Below are 22127 nucleotides of genomic sequence, written 5' to 3'. Positions count from 1 at the left end.
ACAGCTCGCCCACGGAAAGCGAGTCGTTCCCCAGACACCCCCTAGCACCTCCCAAGGTAACGGCCTTATTCCACAACCCCAAAATCGATAAATTTCCTCAGTTTTTGAAACCTACCCCTCTGAAAATACGTAAAGATGTCATATAATAGAAGATACAAGGAACTTCTTGAAGGAGTCGATAACATGAAGTCTGTATTAATGAAATTCCTGTATGGCGTTTTAGCATTCCACGTAATGGTCATCTCCTGGTTCATCTTTTTCCTAGGAGACCAAGGATTCATTGCATCAAGCTTTTGGGCTACCCTTGTCGCAGTAGGAACATACTTATCCCTTCAGCATCTGGGCAATCGCAGAAAGTTAGCAACCAACCAATTGACGCGGAAAGATTACCAATACATTATGAAGAATATAAAAGAAGCAACCGAAAAGAAAAAGCGACTAAACAAAGCATTATTTAGCGTACGTTCTGTTCATGCGCTTAAAGAGATCGGACAACTTAACCGTTCTGTCTCACGTGTCCTTAAAGTTGTAAAGAAAGAACCGGCTCGATTTTATGAAGCGGATCACTTCTTCTTCTACCAGCTCGATTCGGTCGTGCAACTAACAGAAAAGTACACCTTTCTTGCCTCACATTCTCTAAAGGATGAAGAATCGAAGAAAGCCTTACATGAAACAGAGGACCTGATTCGAAAGTTAACATTTGCAGTTGAGAAAGAACTTGCCTCTATTCTTTCTAATGACTTCGAAGACTTAAGCGCTGAGCGAGAAATCGCCGAACACTCGATTCATTTGCAGGGATCTGGTACACCAAAGAAGGTTAAGCAACATGACTAACCATTCACTTCAACACGTGAGTGAAACGTTTAAAAGCTTAACAGAACACCAGCAACAGAGAGCGCATGAGCTAGCAGCAGAAATGAAGTTGGACAAGGGAATGGTTGAATTTGGACAAGACGTACAAGAACAAATTCGGACATTTTCCCACACCATCCTGGGGCAAGTAAAAGACAGCAACATGTCTTCAGCTGGAACGATCATGAATGAACTGCTCCATAATCTTGAAAATATTGATCCGGACGAGCTGTCGCATGAGCGGAAAGGCTTTTTCTCCAAATGGTTTCGTAAAAGCGATTCTGTCCATGCCACTCTATCCAAGTATCAAAAGATCGGTGCACAAATGGAGAAAACAACCGTCCGTTTGCGACGCTCCAGGGAAAGTTTACTCCAGGATAATGAGATTCTAGAACAGCTTTACCAACAGAACGAAACGTACTATGAGAATTTATGCACCCTTATTGCTGCAGGCGAAATCAAGAAAGCCGAATGGCTCGAGGAAACACTCCCTCGCCTGAAAGCTGAACTTGAACAGACCGCAAATGACCTGACACCTCAAAAAATTCAAGATCTTGAGGACGTCACAGAACAGCTAGATCAGCGCTTATATGATCTGCAAATAAGTCAGCAAATCGCCATGCAAACAGCACCACAGATTCGAATGATTCAACGAGCGAACCAAACACTAGCTGAGAGCATCGAATTTTCCGTATTAACAACGCTGCCAATCTGGAAACACCAAATTGCCATCGCCCTCTCTCAATATAAACAAAAAGAGGCCGGTCACTCGCAACATAAGTTAAATCGGAGAACAGATGAGTTGTTTAAACGAACCGCTCATTTGTACCAATCCGAAACACGTTCCAATTCTGCATTGAACAAAACCTTACATGAAACACAGCAAGACTTTGTTGACCAAATCCGAAAAACCATCCAGCTCCAACTTACAGAAACTGAACAACGTCACGTTGCAGAACAAACACTATCTTCATTGTCTGAATAGAAAAAGCCTGATTCCTTTAAGGAATCAGGCTTTTTACGTACATTTTATTCAAGAGGACAAGAGCACAAACCGTCTTTAATCTGACACATATGCTATCAAAAGTTTAAAAAAGGATCTGATCCCTAATGAGCCAACAACCGCTCACGGAACTTATGGACCTTCTTGATCATCTTGAAAATATAGCGAAGGAACAGAAGTTGGACCCCATCATAATAGACTATATTATTGCGCTTCGATACCATATCTTAAGGGAGTTTTATAATCACCAATCCTCATAGCTTCCCTTACTAATAGAGCAACCCTTTCTTACTTTTGTCTCATCAACCTCATACTGTTCAAAATAACAATTAGCGCAGCTCCCGTGTCACTAAGGACAGCCATCCATAGCGTCAGGAATCCTGGGAAAATAAGCAGAAGAGCCGCAAACTTCGTAATAAGTGAGAACCATATGTTCTGTTTAATAATCGATAAAGCTTTCCGACTTAGACGAATGGTGTGTGGCAATTTTTCAAGGTTATCTGCCATAAGCACAATGTCAGCTGTTTCCATAGCGGAATCTGTACCGGCACCGCCCATGGCTATTCCAAGGTCAGATGTTGCAAGGGCCGGCGCATCGTTAATTCCATCTCCGATCATCGCTACTTGTTTTCCTTCTGCTTGTAACTTCTGAATCGCTGTTACTTTATCCTCTGGTAATAACTCAGCGAAATAGCGATCAATTCCTGTCTCATCCGCAATTCGCTTTGCTGTCCCTTCATTATCGCCAGTCAGCATAACCACTTCATTGACCCCAACTCGCTTAAGCGATTGGATCGACTGGACGGTAATATCTCGTATCGTGTCGGCCACAGCTATAATTCCTAAAATTTCATGTCGGGTTCCCACTACAACAAGCGTCTTCCCTTCTTGCTGAAGGGCGTCGAGTTCCCCTTCCATGTCACCGAATGGAACGCTCCATTCTTGGAATAACTTCGGTTTACCAGCATAGTATTCAATACCATCAATGGTGGCTTGAGCCCCTTTTCCAGCAATGGATTTAAAGGCTTCCCCTTTTTTCGCAACAATTTGACGTTCTTCTGCATACGACGTGATCGCTTGAGCAATCGGGTGTGTGGAGTATTCTTCAATGGTCGTTGCAATCGCAACAAGCTCTTCTCTACTCCCCTTTGCCACTTTCACTTCGGTCACTTTTGGTTTTCCTTCTGTCAGGGTTCCTGTTTTATCAAAAGCCATCGCCTTCACAGCTCCCGCTTTCTCTAAAAACGTTCCGCCTTTAATCAGGACACCGTTCTTCGCTGCATTCCCAATAGCTGATACGATCGCCACCGGAGTCGAGATCACTAGCGCACATGGGCAAGCTACAACTAATAGGGCCAGGCCTTTATAAAACCACTCGCCCCATGCTCCTAGACCAACAAGTGGAGGCAGAATCATAACAGCAATCGCTAAACCGAAGACAATCGGTGTGTAAATACTCGCAAACTTGTCGAAAAAGGCTTGTGTTGGAGCTCTCTTTTCCTGAGCTTCTTCCACAAGATGAATGATCTTTGCAATCGTTGTATCTTTCACGTACTTCGTTACTCTTACTTCAAGTGATCCGCTCTCATTGACAGTTCCGGCGTAAACCGTATCGCCTGTTGTTTTATCAACCGGGAGTGACTCCCCTGTTATCGGAGCTTGATTGAGGCTAGATTCTCCTGATTCAATTTCACCGTCGAGAGGAACTTTCTCCCCTGGTTTAACGACAATCACATCACCTATTCGCACATGTTCGACAGCCTTTTGAACAAGCTGGTCTCCCTCTTTAACCGTGGCTTCAGATGGGGCCAGGTTCATTAAACTCCGAATCGATTCGCGGGTCCGTTCGATGGATCGATTCTGAAGAGTGTTTCCAAGAGCGAATAACCAAACAACCATGGCTCCTTCAAACCACTCTCCAATAATGGCTGCGCCTATTGCCGCTGAAGCCATTAGTACGTTCATATCAAGGGATCCACTCTTAATCGCATAAAAGGCGCTTCTGGCCGGCTTCCATCCACCAATAAGAATAGCCAAAGCATAAAAAGCCGTTACCCAAAGGGATGGTAGGGCTGTAAAGGATCCGACAAACCCTAAAGCCAATAAAGAACCTGAAACAGCCGTGCTTGAAAAGGCAATCGAACCTTTCTTCTTCGTTTCAGATGACTCTCCCGATTGTAGGGTTGCGTCAAAACCGGCACGCTGAACTTCTTTTACAATCTCTTTTGGTGTAGTGGAATGGGCAATATTCATTTTGCCTGTTGAGAAGTTTACATGTACTTCTGTCACATTCGAATTTTTACCAAGGTGTTTCTCAATCGTTTTGGCACAAGAACTGCAATCCATACCTTCTATCTTATAGGTTTCTAAGTCTGCATCCTGCTTTACAGATTCGGCTTCAAAACCGAGCTTCCGCACGTGCTTTGGAATCTGTCCATATACTTCATCATTCTCAGCTCCAACCGCAAGCTTCCCTGTACTATAGTTAACTTTTACGAAATGGATGCCTTCTGTTTTCTGTAAGCCTTTCTCTATCGTGGCAGCACAAGATGGGCAATCCATCCCTTTGACGGTGTACTCTTCTATATGTTCATTTGTCGTTGAAAAAGAGTCTGTAGCTGTTTCTTCTGCTGTAGCTGCTTGTTCCGTTGAACAACAAGAGGCTACAGGTTCCTCTTGCTTCGCACTAGAACAGCAAGGATCTTTTACAGCTTCTATTACGCTCGTTGAGCAACAAGAAGTCTCTTCGTCCACTTCTGTTTGACTAGAACAGCATGCATTGTCTGTTTGTTGCTTCTTCTTTTCCTCCATTTTTGAAAGTCCTCCTCTCTTCCAAAGCAATTGTTTTTATTATTCGTTCGCGTGAATTAATGCAATCGATACAAGCTGGTGTACGTGATCATCGGCTAAGGAGTAAAAGACGAGTTTTCCTTCTTTTCGTGATTTAGCCAGGTTCATATCACGAAGCAATCGTAAATGATGAGAGGCCGTTGCGGTTGTCGAACCGATAATATTGGCCACATCACACACGCAGAGTTCCTTCTCAAGCGTTAACGCATAGGCTATTTTCATACGTGTTTTGTCAGATAAGGCTTTAAAGAGCTGTTCAACACCTGATGCTTTCTCGATCTGGGGTTGAACACGCTGGACCAGTTCCTCATCGTAACAAAACGTGTCACATGTATCGTTATGCCCTTTTTTTATTACTTTTTCACTCAATGGAAGACACCTCATTCTAATGATCGTTTGAATATGTATTTATAGTCTATGTTCCAATTAAGAAAACGTCAACATTTTTCATTCAAATATGCGTTTGAATGAAAAAACTTGCGGGAGTATCAACAATAAACATGAATTGGATCAACATTCAATACATCAACCGATCTCACAAGCAACTTACATCCACTCCAACAAAAAAATTGCCCTGCACGAATGCAAGGCAATTCAATCTTGTTATTTCGGTTCTTCATCTTCCTCTTCGCTCGTTAAATCTGGTTCTGCTTGCGCGTTTGCGGAAGGTTGGTTTTCTTCAAACTGAGGTGCTTCTTCTGATTCCTTCGTAGCAGATGCTTCCCGCTTGTGCTGATCCGGATTCAGGTCAAAATTGTTCACGTTCCCACGAGATACATAGCTCTCAAGCATCGCTTTTAAATCCATTCCTGTTGTCTCTTTCAAAGATTCCTGGATTCCTAGCATCGTTGACGTTACGCTGTTAGCGACGCGAGAGGAACCGCCTTGGGAATTCGATCCACCCATGTCGATCACTTTCATGTCTTTAATTTGAGATAGAGGGGCTGACACTTTCTCAGCGTATTCAGGCAGTACAGAGATAAGCATTTCCATAATTGCTGCTTCGCCGTAGTATTCCATCGCTTTTGCCATGCGTTCTTTGGACTCAGCTTCTGCAATACCCCGCTGGCGAATCACTTCTGCTTCTGATTCACCTTTAATGCGCTCTTGGTCTGCTTCTGCTTGGGCGCGTTTTGTTAACTCATAGGCTTCTGCATCCGCAATGGAGCGACGACGTTTGTTCTCTTCTTCTTCAAGCTCAACGGCACGTTGCTTCTCAATATACTGAACTTTCAGCTCTTCTTCCTTCACCTGTTGAGCCAGCTTCTGCTTCTCAAGCTCTCCTGCTTGGTCAGCATTAGCACGAGCGCGGTTCGTATCTTTTTGGAACTCAGCCTCGCGAATATCTTTCTCTTTTGTTGACTCCGCAACGGCCGTTAGGCGACGGTTTTCTTCGTCTTGTGCTTCCTGGTCGTTCTTCGCCTGGTAGATGCGCGTTTCCTTACGAGCATCTGATTCTGCCATATCCGCATTCTTCTGAACTTCGGCAATATGTGGACGACCTAGAGCATCGATGTACCCATTCTCTTCATCCACGTCTTCTACATCATTTAATGCAAAAGAAGTGATTTCAAAACCCATGCCCTTAAGGTCGGCTTCTGCTATGTTTTTCACCTGTGTATTAACTTCTTTAAAGTCATTATAGATCTTCTCAATTGGAAGAGAGGCAATGATGGAGCGAAGGTGACCATTTAATACGTCCTTTAACTCTGATTCACGTTCGTTTTGCTTCTTACCAAGGAATTTCTCCGCAAAGTTTGCCATAATCTCAAGCTCACTTCCGATACTGATGACGGCTGTACTTTGCACCCGAACCGGGATACCTTCCTTCGTATACGCCTTATCAGAATTAACCTGTAGCTGGAATGACGTTAAATCAATCGGTGTTGCTGTTTGGAACATACGAAGACGATATCCGCCACCGCGAATGATCTTAACAGAACGACCATTGTCATCCTCAAATACGTTCTTCTCTTGCTCCGGATCTCCAAGCTTTGGTCCGGTAACAATGAGTGCTTCATTGGAACTAGCTGTCTTGTAACGCACACGGAAAATAATAAACGTCACGATTCCGCCGATTAACAACAGCGCTCCTAAAATGCCTAAAATAATAAAAATTACTGCTCCTTGTAACATCAAAGTCCCCCTATTTTTTTACTTTTCCTACATTAGTGTAGCAATCCTTTCCAAGTCAGTCGACCGGTCATTTGGAAAAATTGTATGTTTCTTAGTAGTATTTACCGAAAAAGGGTGGGCTTTGGTTTCAGGTTTTTTCAAAATTATTATTAAATTATGGTTAATATAAACGTCTTGTTTACATGGGATGAGAATAAGGATGGCCGAGGAAAACACTCGCTTTCCTGTGGCCCCACATGATGTGGGGTCGTTCGGCGTTGTCACAGGACGTGACGATCTTAGTCGAACTTCCCTATTTCACCCCGAGCTTCCTCGTTCGCTACCGCTCTCTGCGGGATCTCGGGAGCCCGTTTTTCCACGGGAGTCTCGCATTTTCCTCGGCCATCCTTTGCCTAAATTAGAGTAAACAAAACGTTACCTTATCGAGATATAAAATCATATTAATTAAATCATTAAGATTTTATCCTACTCTTACGAGACCGTGTATAAATTTCAAAATCCAATGTAAGGTACTGGAAATAAAAAGAAAAATAATGTAATATATAAATTGAATAATGTAAGATATACATTACATTATTCGCAAGGGGTGAGATGTTAAGTTGAAAAACAATGTAAAGGTCGCTCGTGTGCAGGTTGATTTAACGCAAGCGCAGTTAGCTGAGCAGGTGGGTGTGACGCGGCAGACGATTAGTTTGATTGAGAAGGGAAAGTACAATCCTTCGTTAAAGTTATGCCTTGAGATTTGCTATGCGGTTCAGAAGACATTGGATGAATTATTTTGGATTGATAGGGAGGAGTGATTGTGATGAATTATTTTGGATTGATAGGGAGGAGTGATTGTGATGAAAAAGATTAAAGATGAACGGTTAGTGTTGAAGAATTTGAAGAATATCCGAACGGCTTACGTGATCCAAACGCTTGGTATTATAGGAATATTGGGGTATGACGTTATTCAGGGTGGCATGGATCGAATGATGGCCAATCCATTATGGAGTGTCTTTATGATCACTGCTATTATCTCAAGCTTATTGTCGATGAACGTAAGCGTGGACGAATACCCAACTCAACAATCGCCTAAAAAAGGGTTTATACTTTCCATTATAGTTGTCACTTTTATAGCAATAGCAGCCGGAGTAGCCATCTCATTAAGTTCAGGGGTAACAACCGGTGTTTTGATAGGTGGGGTCATATTTATATGTGGTGTTCCACCATTCGCTTATCTTTTTTACTTACGGAAACAGCGCCATGATGAAGAACTAGACGGGTAAGATCGCATTCTTATACTCCCACACAAAAAAAGCGTCAGAAGCTCAAACAAGCTTCCGACGCCTTTTACTTGTTTATTTTACTGTAAACACCATCGCTTCATATGGCTCAAGTTCAACCTCCTTAAGATCTTCAGCGTCAACAACTTGCCCTTCACGGTTCGTTAAGAACACAGAACCTTGCTTACCAGAAAAGTCATCAAGCTCTGCTGTTTGCTTCTCACCTGTGAAGTTACACAACACTAGCAGCTGATCAGATTCAAGTGTGCGGGTGAAGGCATAAATCGCTTCATTATCTTCTAGCAGAAGATCGTAACGTCCATACACGACAACGTCGTTCGATTTGCGTAACTCGATAAGTTTTTTATAGAAATGGAAAACAGAGTCCGGATCGTTCACTGCTTCTTCTGCGTTAATCTCCGTATAGTTCGGGTTCACAGTAAGCCATGGGGTTCCGTCTGTAAATCCACCGTTCTTACTAGCATTCCATTGGAACGGGGTACGAGCGTTGTCACGGCCTCTGTGGTGGATGCGCTCAAGGACTGAACCTGGGTCTTCCCCGAAATCATTCACTCGCTCTTCGTACATATTTAAGGACTCTAGATCCTCATAGTCTTCAATCCGATCAAAGGCTACGTTAGTCATGCCGATCTCTTCACCCTGATAAATGTAAGGTGTTCCTTTCATCATATGAAGACACGTTGCAAGCATTTTCGCAGACTTCTTACGGTACTCGCCGTCGTTACCGAAGCGAGAAACGACTCGTGGCTGGTCATGGTTGTTCCAGTACAGACTGTTCCACCCTTCTTCCTCAAGCGCATACTGCCATTTTGAAAGAATAGATTTCAATTCTGTTAGTTTCCAAGGATTAAGGGTCCACTTTCCAAGCTCACCGCCGCCAATATCCATATGCTCAAAATGAAAGACCATATTTAATTCCTCACGGTCATCTGCCGTGTACAATTTCCCCTCATCCGGCGTCGCTCCTGGCATCTCTCCAACCGTCATGACGTCATACTTCGATAGGACTTCCTGGTTCATTTCATGAAGGAATTCATGAATACGCGGACCATTCATAAAGTACTTTCCTCCATCACCGTACTGCTTGCCAGGATGAACTTCACCGTCTGGGAAACGTGGGTCTTTCGAAATAAAGTTAATGACGTCCATCCGGAACCCATCAATACCTTTATCAAGCCACCATTTCATCATGTCATACACGTCTTTACGAACGTCTTGGTTCTCCCAGTTTAAGTCTGGCTGCTTTTTAGAGAAGATGTGCAGGAAGTACTCTCCAGTCGTTTCGTCGTACTTCCAAGCAGAACCGCTAAATGCCGATTCCCAGTTCGTTGGAGGCCCGTCTCCTTTTCCTTCTTTCCATATATAATAATCGCGCTTCGGGTTGTCTTTTGAAGACTTAGATTCGACAAACCAAGCATGTTCATCAGATGTATGATTGACGACAAGGTCCATCACAATTTTGATTCCACGGTTATGTGCTTCATGGAGTAATGTGTCGAAGTCGGCCATTGTCCCGAATTCGTTCATGATCGCCTGATAATCACGAATGTCATAGCCATTGTCATCATTCGGAGAATCATATACAGGGGATAGCCAAATAACATCAATACCTAGTTCTTTTAAGTAATCAAGCTTCTCAATAATACCTGGGATGTCCCCAATTCCATCACCATTACTGTCATTGAAACTTCTCGGATAGATTTGATAGACGACACTTTCTTTCCACCATTGTTTAGCCATACATTTTCCTCCCCTTTAACGTAAACGTTTACGTTGATTAGCAAAATTTTTCACCTGCGTTTTACGGAATCACGAATCACAAGCTCATGAGGCAAAATCGTCGATTCCGCTTCTTCACCATTCATTAAATCGATGATCATCTGAACAGCCCGTTCTCCCATACGCCCGAATGGCTGAGCGATCGTGGTAAGAGGCGGTACGGACATTTCAGCCAGAAGTAAATTATCGTAACCAACGATCGATACATCGTCCGGGATACGAATCGATTCCTTGTAAGCTGCTGATATGGCCCCTATTGCCAGTTCATCACTAGCTGCGAAAATAGCAGTCAGTTCAGGATGACGGTTCATTAAGGATGAGAAGCCGCTTTTTCCATCGTTATACTGAAAACTTGAACATGTCTCAACAAGGCTATCCTCAAGAGATCGCCCTGCTTCACGCATAGCTAACCGGTACCCTTCAATACGCGGCGAACCCGCAATCGGATCATCAGGACTTCCTGCAATCATACCGATCTTTGTGTGACCCTCTTCAATCAGATGTCTCGTAGCCGCATATGCTGCATGACGATCATCCACTTTCACATAGGGAAGCGGATACTGATAAGACTGGGTCGATACAAGCACGACGGGAATATCCATCCCACGGAATAGCTCATAGTACTCTTCCGTCACTTCCTCACTAACAAAGATGAGTCCATCCACTCGCTTTTCACGCAAAACTTGCAAGTACTTGATCGTCTTTTCCCGGTTTTCGGCTGTGTTACACACAATCACACTATTCCCGTGTTGATGCGCTTTTGCTTCAATACCATGCAAAATCTCAGCTGATAATAAGCCGGACACACTAGGAAATAGTACACCGATTGTACTCGTCTTCCGGTTCACAAGACCTCGTGCAATCGCATTCGGCTGATACCCGAGCTCTTCAATGGTCTCAAGCACCTTTTGCTTCGTTTTCTCTGAGTAACCAGGCTGATTATTAAGTACTCTTGAAACCGTCGCAATCGATACATTGGCCAACCTTGCCACATCTTGAATAGTTGGATTCATTCCATCACCCGCTTTTACGTAAGCGTTTTCGTAAATCTATCTCTACTATACCCTTAGCCCCAATTACCGTCAACCACCACATCCTTTCCAGCGCTACAGTACTAAAGGGTGTCTGGCACCCTGCATTCCTCTACTGCACTGAAGCGTGTCTGGCACGCTTTATCGTAATAAAGGATTTCAAATTGCTGTATTCTTCGGGTATAGGTGCTTTAGATCAACTCATACTACTCGTAAAGGAGTTGATCCTAATGGATTTTGATTATGCTGAATTGCCAAAGGAAAAGCTACAGGAACTGAAGAAACTTGAAGATGAACTCGACGTCGTCCTCATCGCTTTTGATTCCAAATACTTAAACCAGCCTGAAACAAACGGGTAACAAACAAAGCGTGCCAGACATCCATATTTGCTTTAACGCAGCAAAGGGTGTCTGGCACGCTTTTGTTCTTTACCGTAATACAGTACTCTTATTCCATCCAGTTAATGAGGCTTGGGTCGAATTCGGATAGGAAACGAGATGGGGTTGTTTCGACTTCCACCTTCTCGCCCTCATCGTTCTTTTCTTGTTTTTTCGCAGGATAACTGAGGTATAAACGGTCTTTCGCACGGGTAAAGGCCACGTAACAGATCCGGCGCTCTTCCTCGATTGCGAATGGACTTGCTGCATACGGAGAAGGAAATCCTTCTTCTTTCATACCTACGACAAAGACAACCGGAAATTCAAGTCCTTTAGACGCGTGCACCGTTAGTAGCTGTACGCGGTCAAAGTCTTCATCTTCCGTTAATGTCGCATCAACATCGGTACGTTTCACCCGTTCAATAAAGTCATCTAACGTAAGCGCCTCTTCGCTCGCTTCAAACTCTCCAGCAAGTTCAACTAACTTATCAAGGTGAATGCGCTTCTCTCTTCGCTGTCCTTCTTCAAGTCCTTCAAGCATCTCATCATAACCACTCAGTTGAAGACAAGCTTTCAGCCACTTCGCAACGCCCACTTTAGAAACCCCGTCCTGGAGTCTCGCAGCAATCTTACCAAAATCACGAGCCCGCTCTAATGATTTTCCTTTCACACCAGGCAATTCACCCTCTACAAGGAGCGAAATAAAATCAACGTCTTCTGTCTTAGCTTCGACGATTCGATCAACAGATGCCTTCCCAATGCCTCGTTTTGGAGTATTGATGATCCTTCTTAACGAATACGTATCGTGAGGGTCGGTTACAAATAAGGCGTAGGCAAGAAGATCTTTCACCTCTTCTCGCTCGAAGAAGCTCCCTTCCTTCACAACGGTAAATGGAATCTCCTCTTCAGGCAGAACCACTTCGAATAGGCTACCATCAGAATGACTACGATAGAAGATCGCAATGTCCTGGTAGCTGTATCCTCCTTCATTTACAAGACGCTTAATCTCACCTGACACCCATTTCGCTTCATCTTGAACGGTTTCACCACGGTACCCCGTGAGCCGCTCCCCTTCTTCCTGACCAGTGAACAGGGTTTTCTCCTTTTGGTCTTGGTTATGAGCAATGAGCTGATTGGCCGCTTCTAAAATGACAGGCGTCGAGCGATAATTCTCTTCAAGCCTTACCGTAAAGGCATCCGGGTAGTGCTTGTCAAAGTCTAAAATGTTCCGCATGTCGCTCCCACGAAACGCATAGATCGACTGAAAATCATCCCCGACAATCGCTAAATTGCGCGTGTGTTCAGAAAGCAATTGAGCCAACACATACTGCGCCCGGTTCGTATCCTGAAACTCATCGATCATAAAGTACTGAAAACGCCCTTGAAGATCACTTAATAAATCTCTACTCTCCGACAGGAACAAGACGCTTTTTAACAAAATATCATCAAGATCCATCTGCCCGTATTCATCTAAAATGTACTGATACGTATGATACACTTTCCGGAACAAGTCAAAGCGTCCCCTTGTCCCAATCTGGTCCCGAATCATACGTTTGACACGACTGCTATCAATATACTCATCAAGCGTTTCCCCATCATATAAATAAGAAGGTAAAACAAGCTCGCTTTTAAACAAAGAAATCAGAGAGAGAAGCTTAGCTGGACGCGCAAAGTCTTCATCCTCTTCATCAACGTGCATCCCTTCGACGATCTTCTTTAAAACTTGTCGTGATCCAGCAGGGTGAAGGGTCACAAGCGTTGGGTCAGCTTCTCCTGTAATATGGAGACCAAGACGGTGGAATGTGGATATCCACGCCTCACCTGCCGCTTCTTCTCCTACACGCTTTGCCACTTGTTGCTGCAGTCCGCGCACAGCTTTATTCGTAAACGTTAACATCATAATCGAACGGGGATCTACTCCTGTGTCAATCAGACGCTTCGTTCGATGAGATAAAACGGTCGTCTTTCCACTACCTGCTCCTGCAATAATGAGCATCGGTCCTTGTAAATGCCCCGCTGCTTCTTCCTGTTTGTCGTTTAATCTCATATCCGTTCTCCTTTTACGTAGGGTATTGCTTCTATTGTAAAGGTAGGAAGAGAAGGTGTCTACTTGCCCGAGGCACGATGGACCTTTTATCTTTTATTTTCTCCAAAATTCTAGGGCAATAGTTGCGTATTCGATCGGTATGGTTCAAAAACTGTTGCTCCTTGTTCGGTTTAGAGAAGACTTAAGACAAAACATGTTTCCTCAGATGGTCTGCCAAATCATTCCGATACCGCTCAATGTCTGGATGCTTTTTCACATCAAAACATGAGAAGGTGTCCACCCTCGTCATCCCCGCATACTTATGACTTAAATGGAGATGAAACAAGATGTCATCCACACCTTTCCCTTCAAAAAATTGATCTTTGTCGTGGAAAGCTCGTTCAGGTGCGTTCCATGTTGTCGAGAACATGTAACGCTTTCCGCCTAATAACCCTCCCCCAATTCCATACTCAGTTGTGCCCCCGCTAAAATACACTCCGTGCTCATGTGTAACATCAATGTATTTCTTAAAGAGCGCAGGTACGCTGTAATTATAAATAGGCGTTTGATAAATGATGAGATCAGCCCAGAATACTTTGTTTTGTTCTTCCTCTTTATCGAAACCGTCTTTAAGGACGCTTGTTTCCACTTCAAAGTCAGACTGGAAAAGGTGGATTAACTCTTCAAACATCGTATCATTCAACCGTCCCTTTGAATGCTCATAGTACTCATGCCCATTAATAATGAGAACGTTCATGTTCTCCCTCCTCTCATGTTTTAAAACGCAAACGTTGACTCTTCATCATTCCCTTTCACAAAAGCCACTAACAACTGCTGTACAGCCCTCAAATCTTCCATATCTATCACTTCTACCGGCGCATGAGAGTAGCGAGAGGGGATAGATAGAACACCAGTCGGTACTCCTTTATTCGCAAGGGCAACTGCCCCTCCATCTGTCCCAATACCTGTGAACAGCTCAGGTTGATAAGGTATGCTCTCTTTCTCAGCAAGCTGTATAAAATGATCTTTTACAGTTGGGTGAGCAATTAAGCTCATGTCGAGAATTTTAATGCCTGCTCCACCTCCAAGTTGAAGTGTGTCGTCGAGCAATGCCTCTAGCGTATCACTTGTTACCGTAGCATCAAGGGCAATCGCTACGTCACAACCAACGGGTGCTAGACCGACTTGAGCTCCCCGAAGTCCAACCTCTTCTTGAACAGTAAAGAGGGCAACAACTTCTCCGGCAAAATCACGATCCTTAAGCTCCTCAACTAGTTTCATTAAGACGGCACAGCCAGCGCGGTCATCAAGCGACTTTCCAACAAACCTACCCGTCTCTTCGTCCCCCAAATACTCAAGCTCAGAAGCCCACGTCACCGTGCTACCCACATCAATTCCAAGCTTTGCGACTTCTTCTTTCGAACGAGCACCAACGTCAATATACAGTTCATGATGTTTACGCACGCGCCCTGCATCATCAAACTTTTGATAATGCGCTGGGATTGTCCCAATAACTCCCCGCTTCAAGCCATAACGACCTTTAACTCGTACCTTCTGCGCCAACAAAATCCGGTCATCATGCCCTCCAAGCTTCTCGAACCTGAGAAGGCCATTGGGCTCAATCTTCTTCACAATAAACCCGACCTCGTCCATATGAGCCGTCACTAAAACGGTAGGTCCTGGCTTACTGCCTTTCATACGAGCCGTCACATTGCCAATGCCGTCCACTGTCACCTCATCAAGCACAGACCTCATCTTCTCCTGTATGTAATACGAAACCTCCTGCTCATAACCACTAGGTCCATGCAGTTCCGTTAACGTCTTCAACAACTTCTCCATACTCTCACCCCTTCACAAATGAATTCGAAAAAAGTATAAACTTTCTGACTACTCCCCGCAACACAAACGCCCCACCTCATCGCTGCACAGTATTAAAGGGTGTCTGGCACCCTGCTTCTCTGCACAGCGCTAAAGCGTGTCTGGCACCCTGCTTCTCTGCACAGCGCTAAAGCGTGTCTGGCACCCTGCTTCTCTGCACAGCACTAAAGCGTGTCTGGCACCCGTCTTCTCTGCACAGCGCTAAAGCGTGTCTGGCACCCTGCTTCTCTGCACAGCGCTAAAGCGTGCCTGGCACCCTGCTTCTCTGCACAGCACTAAAGCGTGCCTGACACCCGTCTTCTCTGCACAGCGCTAAAGCATTAAAAAACCCTCGTTATGACGAGTGTCATAACGAGGGTTTTCCTACATATTAGCACTATTGTTACGATCATCTGTCTTCCCAAACAGGAAGAAGATGAGCACGAGTGCCAAGACGTACATATATACATTCCAGTCGTCATCCGCGAATTCAAATGCATCTACAAACAACTCAAACGCAAACGCTAGAGCTAAGATGATTACACTGTATGCTAATCCAATCCATCTTGCAAAATATAAAACTAACAGTACACCGATGATGAGAGCCGTAAAGGCACTCCAAGGTTCTTCAATCTTTATAAGCGTTCCACCAAGTGCCTGGTCTGTATAATAAGTAACAATAATCAGCACAATCGGTAACAATCTAACCGCATAGTCACTTACAGATTTACCTGCCTCACTTTCCGATCCTTTACGTCCTGCCCACGCAAATAGAATGGCAGCAAGCGGATACCCAATACATTCATAGATAGAAAGTTTAATCGTCCCGTCAAGCGCTGCGGATACAAATAGTATTCCGATCACGCCCATAAATACGTTTACAAATTTGGTGAACCAATTTCCCTCAATTGGTAATGCCATAAGCATGTTCCTCCTCAATATAGAACCAGCCTTCCTTTGAAGTCCATCAGACTCCCATGTATGAGGGTCTCATCCTTTCATTAGAGAGCTAGCCAACCGATACAACCTTATCTTTTATTGTCTGATTAAAGACATGTATAAACATCTCAACAGAACGTTTCTATTAAACAAGGTACATACAAATTATAAAGAGGAAGATCTTGTATGACAAGATCCATTTTCTTTCGCTAAATAGTCAGATAATAGAACCATTATTAAGTATAGTAGGGAAAGCCTTTTCATACTAATAGCCAAGTATGCTGACATAAGAATTTTGTCTTTTAGCAGACAATAAGAACATTGAAATCCATTTCATAATTTGAGAACATCGGGCTTAGGTTGTTACATATTTTAGAAATACTAAAATAATTTTCTATAATCAATGAAACCATGCTTCACTAATACGACCAGGAGTGAGTCCATGTCTCTTATTAAATTACCGATGCTTCGCGCAATCATCTATTGTGTGGTTATCTTGTCTCTTTTAATGACCAATACATTAGATTATCTTAACTTTTTCCTCATCTCTGCAACATACAGCCTCATTCAACACCTGACACAAAAACATAACATGGATCGTCACACCAACAACAAGATGCTTGACTACGGATGGCTGCCTCTACCTATTGTGACTGCTCTATTAGTGCTTATCATCTACTAACGTCATAGCGAAGAAAAACGCTTCAAACCTATTGATAGGTTTGAAGCGTTTTTGTGTGATTCCTAGTTTACAAGTCTAGTGTCAGACCCCAGAGTAACTATTATGCGCCTAACTCTTCACCACACCAACCCCGACATGCTGCTCCAAAAACTCCAGCACTTTTCGGTACACCATCATCTCATTTTCCTTCTTCGAAAATCCATGGCCCTCATCTTCTAACACAATATACTCCACATCGCGCCCTTTCTCTTTCAAGGCAGCAACAAGCTGATCCGATTCTGCCTGTACGACACGAGGGTCCTTAGCCCCTTGAATGACAAGCATCGGCTTGGCCATTGAATCCACATATTGAATAGGAGAATCCTCTGTTAACTTCTCCTTATCCTTAATTGGGTCTCCAACAATTTGAGCCATTGCCGGCTTCCAATGTTCAGGAACAGAATCGATAAAGCTAAATAAATCACTTGGCCCAAAAATATCAACTACAGCTTTAAAATAGTCTCCGTTTCGTCCATGAAGCAATAACGCCATATAACCTCCGTAGCTACCGCCCATTAAAAAGATCTTATCGCGTGAGGCGTAGCCTTGCTCGAGCAGCCACTCCAATCCAGCCACGTTATCAAGACGAGGACCGCCTCCCCAATCTCCTTCAACTTTCTTCACAAACTCAAGCCCATATCCTGTTGATCCTCTGAAATTCGGAGCAAACAACGTGTAGCCAGAATACACAAGAAACGAGAATAAAGAGCGGAACCTGACTTGCTCTGCTGCCTGTGGCCCCCCGTGCGGCCATAGAATCGTATGCCCATTATCTACTTCTTTTTTCGGACGATATAAAAGCGCCTCAATTGGAAGGCCGTCAAAGGACGGATAGGTGACCACTTCAGGGGCAATCAATTCTTCTTCTTTTACTCCCGGAACACCGAAGTTTGTAAGCGTAACCCAGCGCTCCCCTTCCCTCTTATAGATGTTCATCGGAACCGTTGCATCATTCCCGCGCACATAAATACTTCCAGAACGAGCGACGACGATCTCATCTATTATGCTGACAGGTGCTTCAATTCGCTCTACTCGTTGAGCCTTCAAGTCGTAGTTGTATAAATAAGTTCTGACACCTTTTTGACTAACAAGATACAAGGAGTCCGTTGATTCATCAAACTTCACATCCACTAAATCTTCCTTCTCGAGCTTAAGTACTCTTTCGAAAGTCTTCGCATCTATGTTATATCTACTTAAATAAGAGAAGTCACTATTATAATTCGTGATCAGATAAATTTCAGACTCCGACACAAACACACCACCAGAGACCGTATGCTGATCTTCTGTTTCCGGGGTAAGAAGAAGGTCCTCTTCGCCAGACTTTACATAGGCAAGGGTATAGGTGTTAGCGAAAAATTTGAAATAAAGAAATCGCTCCTCTGAAGGACTCTTATCGATAAGAGCGGTCGCCCCCTTATCCCCGTGTAAAATGATTTCTTCCTTATCTGTGTCAAGATGATACACATACGATTTCATAAAGGTAGGATCATCTTTAGTCGATGTGTAGAACAAACGCTTGCCGTCCTCTGAAAGCATCGGGCCGAAGTGTTTAGCTCCTTCCACTTTACGTACCGGCTTAAGCTCTCCACCTTGTGAGGGAATGGCATAGATTTGCCCATCTTCATCCCCATCCTCATCACTAACCGCTAGAACATAATCACCCTTTTCACTATAGACAAGTTCGTCCGTACTTTGATTATGAAACGTTAACGGGTAAGGAAATGTATTCGGTAAATCCATCCCCCACACGTTATACTTACCGTTTAAGTTCGTACTAAAGACAAGCTGCGTTTCATCCGGACTGACAGCAAACGTTTGGATCCCATACGTTTGAAAAAATTGCTCAACATCTGGCTTTTTAAACTGCATCAATTGATTCCTCCTTAAAAATTCCATATCGTTACTTCTACACATTTCAACTTAACGATCCCGAATTCCTCTTTATAACCAGCTCTTCCCTTCGGTTCACAAAAACAGATCACACCCTAAATGGATGTGATCAAGAATGAGTTACCCTGCAAGACCCACTGTAAAAATAACGGATAAACCAACACTAAGGAAAAAGGAAATAACCCAATGCTTCTTTTCCGTTGTCTTTAATAAAATATTAAACGAGGACGTTAGAGCAAATAGAACCAAAAACGTAAACAAGACCATGAACCACATTTCCTCACCCCCCACTTTTCATTTTTTTCCATTATAACATAGTAAAAACCCAGATAAGGCGACCAGCCTCATCTGGGTTCAACGTTCAATCTTACACTCTCACAGGCTTCTTCAACCGATCCTTTTCCACTTTCCCGTCTTTCATCACAAAGGCAATGTTCTCTTGCTTCTCAAGGTTTCGAACATTTTTCAAAGGATTTGTCTTCGTCACGATTATGTCAGCGAGCTTGCCTTCTTCTAACGTACCAAGCTCATCGCCCCAGCCCATGCACTCAGCTGCGACTTTGGTTGTTGCTTTAATCGTGTCTTCTGGGGACATGCCCGCGTCGACCATGAGCCCAAGTTCACGAAGGTTTGTTCCGTGACGCATCACGCCAGCATCCGTTCCCATCGCGATTTTCACTCCGGCCTGATACGCTTTTGCGATACTCTCTTTATGCTGCTCGTACACATCTTTTGCTTTTTGAGCTGCATATTCTGGAATCTTATCAGAGCGCTCGCTCGCTTCGATCACAGATAACGGAGCGAGTAATGTCGGTACAAGGTACGTTCCGTTTTCTAGCATCAGCTTGATCGCCTCATCATCTAAAAAGATCCCGTGCTCAATCGAGTGAATCCCTGCTCGAACAGCGTTCTTAATTCCTTCTGCCCCTTGAGCGTGTGCCATCACTTTTGTACCACGGCGGTATTCCCCTTCTTGTACCATAACGCGAAGCTCTTCTTCCGTGTACTGCGTAAATTCAGGATGGTCTGTCGGACTGAACACGCCACCTGTTGCGTGTACTTTTAGCACATCTGCCCCAGCACGCAAGATCTCACGCGATTTCTTCCGGACTTCTTCAACACCGTCACAGCGACCATCCGGCATACCTGGATAACTGCGCTGTGAATTATCAATTCCTGATAGCATCCATTTGTCTCCGTGCCCGCCTGTAATCGTCATCGGCACAATGCTTAGCTGCATGCGAGGACCTTGTGCGAGCCCTTTTTGCACCGCATCTTTCACCCCAGCATCTGTGAAGCCGCAGTCCCGCACGGTTGTAATACCAGCATCGAGCGTTTTCTTCATATTGTGAACCGTTTTATAAAACTTAAGCGAAAATGGCTCCTCCACCGTGTCGTTGCCGTCCTCTAATTCGAACATCAAATGAACGTGGGTATCGATAAGCCCAGGCAACACATATTTCCCTTCAGCATCCACAACGGTTCCTTCACTTGGTTCTGGAAGTTCACTAGGCTGCCCTAGTGCTTCAATGCGATTGTCGCGGATGAGAATGTCTTTCTTTACAGGTTCTCCGCCCGTTCCATCTATGACTGTTCCATTCTTGATTAGCGTTAATTCCATTTCAAGACACTCCTCTTACAGTAATTTCACTAAGAAACTCGCGATGATGATCGAAGCTGATGATACGGATACGAACCCGCCAATCAACATCGGAGATAAGATATCATCAAAGATTGCATTCTGTTCCTCTTCCGTTTCGCCAACACTACGACTGACCTCTTGAGCTAAAAGATAATCAGCCGGGAATCCGTAAAGCGCCGTTAGCGCAACAGAAATCCCTTTGTACGGATGCCATTTCAGGAATTTTGATGCGATCAAGCCACCAACAACAAGTCCTGCCGTACCGATTGCAATAACAGAGAAGATCACCGGAAGCACGTCCCAGATTTGAGCTGGCGTCACATCTGCCAGTGAACCAAGCACAATTAAAAGTAAGCTCACCATCGCAAGACCAAACGCGTTCGCGCGCTCTAGTGCTTTTGGCGGGAAGATGCCAAAGTAAGAACCAGCAATACCAATGATTAAGCCATAAATACTTTGGTGAATCCCAGTCACTTCTCCAAGTCCATACGCGATCGTACCCGCAATTAAAATCATGAATAACAAGATAAACGGACTATCTAAATAGTGCTGTGGTAACAGATAGCGTTTAGAAGATTCCTGATCGGTCGCTTCTGCTTCCTCATCTTCATAGCTTGCATCCGCTACAACAGAAGCTGCCATGTGACGCTCTGCTGCGCCTGACTCTTTAAAGTAATACGCGTATTTTCTGAGTAGGTAAGACGTCACCGGCATACCCATAATCTTTTGTAAAATATACACACAAATTGCGATCGTTACGAGGTTCTCAAAGCCCATCTCCTTAAGAGCATCTGACGTAACAAGATAAGCAATTAAGCCACCTGTCAGAGGCCCCGCGCCTGCTACGGCTGATTCAAAATCAAAGAAGATCGGGATCACAAACAAGATTAAAAGAACCGAAAATACAAGGCCTGTCAATGAAATAATGACCGCTTTATATTGTTGCTTTAACCCTTCAAGCGGAACGGTTGTGCCAAGGTGCACAAGCAAGATCGGGATCATCACCGTACCGATTGCGGTTAAGGTCGTGGATTCAATAATATTCGATGGAACCACTCCGGATTGAACTAATATATAGAAGAGAACCGATGCCACCAACAAACTCGGAAGCTTCGCTCGGGTCTTAAACGACACCATCTCTCCAACGGCTAAAACGCCAACCATGATTAAACTTGCCACTACTGCGTTCATTCGTTCCACCTACTTTCAAAAATATGTATAAAGACGTATTTGGAATCCCTCACAAGGAAGATTCCGTTAAAAGAATGTGATGATGAGTATACGAGCTTTATAGTTGTGTGGCAATACATAATATTCAGAAAAGAAAGAGAAAAAATAGATTTGTGGAGATCGGTTGGGTTGGGAGGACGGCCTAAATGAGAGCGGGGACAGCCTGATTCCCCCTGGCGCATGGCCTAATTACGCGGGAGCACGGCCTGATTGCGCGGGCGCACGGCTTAATTACGAGCGAGGACGGCCTAATCACGCCGGAGCACGGCTTAATTGCGAGCGAGGACGGCCTAATCACGCCGGAGCACGGCTTAATTGCGAGCGAGGACGGCCTAATTACGCAGGCGAACGGCTTAATTGCGAGCGAGAACGGCCTAATTACGCGGACGAACGGCTTAATTACGAGCGAGCACGGCCTGATTACGCAGGCGAACGGCTTAATTGCGAGCGAGGACGGCCTAATCACGCGGGCGCACGGCTTAATTGCGAGCGAGGACGGCCTAATCAC

At 44.3% G+C, this 22127-nt stretch carries 19 protein-coding genes; 6 read left to right on the top strand and 13 right to left on the bottom strand.

The genetic code is table 11. The features are described from left to right. Window positions 1–183: 183 nt before the first annotated feature. Together IEW76_RS07710 and IEW76_RS07705 are read left to right on the top strand one after the other, a co-directional pair. The gene (locus tag IEW76_RS07710; RefSeq protein WP_188652529.1) at window positions 184–834 is read left to right on the top strand and encodes a 5-bromo-4-chloroindolyl phosphate hydrolysis family protein; all 651 of its coding nucleotides are present in this window, start codon (window positions 184–186) and stop codon (window positions 832–834) included. Further along, complete coding sequence (locus tag IEW76_RS07705; protein WP_188652527.1) at window positions 827–1837, top strand: toxic anion resistance protein; 1011 nt, start codon at window positions 827–829, stop codon at window positions 1835–1837. The genes IEW76_RS07710 and IEW76_RS07705 overlap by 8 nt, the downstream gene beginning before the upstream one ends. Window positions 1838–2143: 306 nt before the next feature. On the opposite strand, the gene IEW76_RS07700 is transcribed toward IEW76_RS07705, so the two are convergent. The 3 genes from IEW76_RS07700 to IEW76_RS07690 form a co-directional block, all read right to left on the bottom strand. Next, window positions 2144–4666, bottom strand: a complete 2523-nt coding sequence (locus IEW76_RS07700) for a heavy metal translocating P-type ATPase (RefSeq protein ID WP_188652525.1) — start codon at window positions 4664–4666, stop codon at window positions 2144–2146. Between the two features lie 39 nt (window positions 4667–4705). Continuing rightward, on the bottom strand, window positions 4706–5074 hold the full coding sequence (locus IEW76_RS07695) for an ArsR/SmtB family transcription factor (protein WP_308422057.1): 369 nt from the start codon (window positions 5072–5074) through the stop codon (window positions 4706–4708). 234 nt (window positions 5075–5308) lie between these two features. After that, window positions 5309–6841: a flotillin family protein gene (locus IEW76_RS07690; RefSeq protein WP_188652521.1), complete on the bottom strand. Its 1533-nt coding sequence runs from the start codon at window positions 6839–6841 to the stop codon at window positions 5309–5311. A 599-nt stretch (window positions 6842–7440) separates the two neighbouring features. On the opposite strand from IEW76_RS07690, the gene IEW76_RS07685 reads away from it, so the two are divergent. Together IEW76_RS07685 and IEW76_RS07680 are read left to right on the top strand one after the other, a co-directional pair. Then, the gene (locus tag IEW76_RS07685) at window positions 7441–7641 is read left to right on the top strand and encodes a helix-turn-helix transcriptional regulator (RefSeq protein ID WP_188652519.1); all 201 of its coding nucleotides are present in this window, start codon (window positions 7441–7443) and stop codon (window positions 7639–7641) included. Between the two features lie 42 nt (window positions 7642–7683). Beyond that, a complete protein-coding gene (locus IEW76_RS07680; protein ID WP_188652517.1) occupies window positions 7684–8109 on the top strand; it encodes a hypothetical protein in 426 nt (141 codons plus the stop codon). Between the two features lie 72 nt (window positions 8110–8181). On the opposite strand, the gene IEW76_RS07675 is transcribed toward IEW76_RS07680, so the two are convergent. Next, window positions 8182–9867: a glycoside hydrolase family 13 protein gene (locus IEW76_RS07675; RefSeq protein WP_188652515.1), complete on the bottom strand. Its 1686-nt coding sequence runs from the start codon at window positions 9865–9867 to the stop codon at window positions 8182–8184. A 50-nt stretch (window positions 9868–9917) separates the two neighbouring features. Further along, window positions 9918–10919, bottom strand: coding sequence for a LacI family DNA-binding transcriptional regulator (locus IEW76_RS07670; protein WP_188652513.1), 1002 nt, complete (start codon window positions 10917–10919; stop codon window positions 9918–9920). Window positions 10920–11167: 248 nt separating this feature from the next. On the opposite strand from IEW76_RS07670, the gene IEW76_RS20955 reads away from it, so the two are divergent. After that, entirely contained in the window at window positions 11168–11296 is a 129-nt protein-coding gene (locus IEW76_RS20955) for a hypothetical protein (RefSeq protein ID WP_268235055.1), read from the top strand. A gap of 88 nt (window positions 11297–11384) precedes the next feature. On the opposite strand, the gene IEW76_RS07665 is transcribed toward IEW76_RS20955, so the two are convergent. The 4 genes from IEW76_RS07665 to IEW76_RS07650 form a co-directional block, all read right to left on the bottom strand. Continuing rightward, window positions 11385–13361 (bottom strand): ATP-dependent helicase, encoded by a 1977-nt coding sequence (locus IEW76_RS07665; RefSeq protein WP_188652511.1) that lies wholly within the window; start codon window positions 13359–13361, stop codon window positions 11385–11387. Window positions 13362–13542: 181 nt separating this feature from the next. Further along, window positions 13543–14097: an NAD(P)H-dependent oxidoreductase gene (locus tag IEW76_RS07660; RefSeq protein ID WP_188652509.1), complete on the bottom strand. Its 555-nt coding sequence runs from the start codon at window positions 14095–14097 to the stop codon at window positions 13543–13545. Between the two features lie 20 nt (window positions 14098–14117). After that, complete coding sequence (locus IEW76_RS07655) at window positions 14118–15179, bottom strand: M42 family metallopeptidase (RefSeq protein ID WP_188652507.1); 1062 nt, start codon at window positions 15177–15179, stop codon at window positions 14118–14120. Window positions 15180–15581: 402 nt separating this feature from the next. Next, window positions 15582–16118, bottom strand: a complete 537-nt coding sequence (locus IEW76_RS07650) for a hypothetical protein (protein ID WP_188652505.1) — start codon at window positions 16116–16118, stop codon at window positions 15582–15584. A gap of 460 nt (window positions 16119–16578) precedes the next feature. Here IEW76_RS07650 and IEW76_RS07645 point away from each other — a divergent pair, with 460 nt between their 5' ends. Continuing rightward, window positions 16579–16818 (top strand): hypothetical protein, encoded by a 240-nt coding sequence (locus tag IEW76_RS07645; RefSeq protein ID WP_188652495.1) that lies wholly within the window; start codon window positions 16579–16581, stop codon window positions 16816–16818. Window positions 16819–16926: 108 nt separating this feature from the next. Here IEW76_RS07645 and IEW76_RS07640 read toward each other — a convergent pair whose 3' ends face one another. From IEW76_RS07640 to IEW76_RS07625, 4 genes are all read right to left on the bottom strand, one after another. Continuing rightward, window positions 16927–18726 (bottom strand): S9 family peptidase, encoded by a 1800-nt coding sequence (locus IEW76_RS07640; RefSeq protein ID WP_229721157.1) that lies wholly within the window; start codon window positions 18724–18726, stop codon window positions 16927–16929. Window positions 18727–18867: 141 nt separating this feature from the next. Continuing rightward, window positions 18868–19023 (bottom strand): hypothetical protein, encoded by a 156-nt coding sequence (locus IEW76_RS07635; protein ID WP_188652491.1) that lies wholly within the window; start codon window positions 19021–19023, stop codon window positions 18868–18870. A 91-nt stretch (window positions 19024–19114) separates the two neighbouring features. Then, entirely contained in the window at window positions 19115–20368 is a 1254-nt protein-coding gene (locus tag IEW76_RS07630; RefSeq protein ID WP_188652489.1) for a metal-dependent hydrolase family protein, read from the bottom strand. 15 nt (window positions 20369–20383) lie between these two features. After that, window positions 20384–21580: a hypothetical protein gene (locus tag IEW76_RS07625; protein ID WP_188652487.1), complete on the bottom strand. Its 1197-nt coding sequence runs from the start codon at window positions 21578–21580 to the stop codon at window positions 20384–20386. Between the last annotated feature and the right edge of the window lie 547 nt (window positions 21581–22127).

It is taken from the genome of Pontibacillus salipaludis (assembly GCF_014642405.1).
In the GTDB taxonomy this organism is placed as follows: Bacteria; Bacillota; Bacilli; order Bacillales; family BH030062; genus Pontibacillus; species Pontibacillus salipaludis.
The sequence above is the reverse complement of the archived record's forward strand: the minus strand, read 5'-3'. Positions and strand labels throughout refer to the sequence as shown.